1 pseudogene is annotated in these 430 nt (G+C 46.0%); it reads left to right on the top strand.

The annotated features are described in order from the left end of the window. Positions 1-109: 109 nt before the first annotated feature. Positions 110-337: pseudogene (locus NC856_RS17725) on the top strand (integrase core domain-containing protein); the annotation flags it as partial. Positions 338-430: the final 93 nt, after the last annotated feature.

Raw genomic sequence — 430 nt, 5'->3', positions numbered from 1 at the left:
ATATAACGAAGAACGCCCGCATAGCTCACTGGGTGATATGCCACCTGTTATCTATGCGAGGCAAAAACTAGCCGGAGACCCTCATTGGCGGTGGTACTAAAAACCGGAGGGACTACAGACGCAGAACGCTTTCATTGAGCGCTTTAACCGGACATACCGTACAGAAATACTCGATTTTTATCTGTTCAGAACACTGAATGAAGTGCGGGAAATCACGGAGAAATGGTTGTCAGAATATAACTGTGAACGCCCGCATGAATCACTGAACAATATGACACCGGAGGAATACCGACAGCACCATTATTTGGCCGGGATCTCAAAAAATGCATGGAACTAAAACGGGTCTATTTACAGGTGTACCGGATTTATTGCGGGTTGTCGCTTAACATGCGGATCAAGCCGAAAAAACGACTGAAACGGGATAAACCTG

It is taken from the genome of Brenneria izbisi (genome assembly GCF_025840185.1).
GTDB lineage: Bacteria > Pseudomonadota > Gammaproteobacteria > Enterobacterales > Enterobacteriaceae > Brenneria > Brenneria izbisi.
The sequence above is the reverse complement of the archived record's forward strand: the minus strand, read 5'-3'. Positions and strand labels throughout refer to the sequence as shown.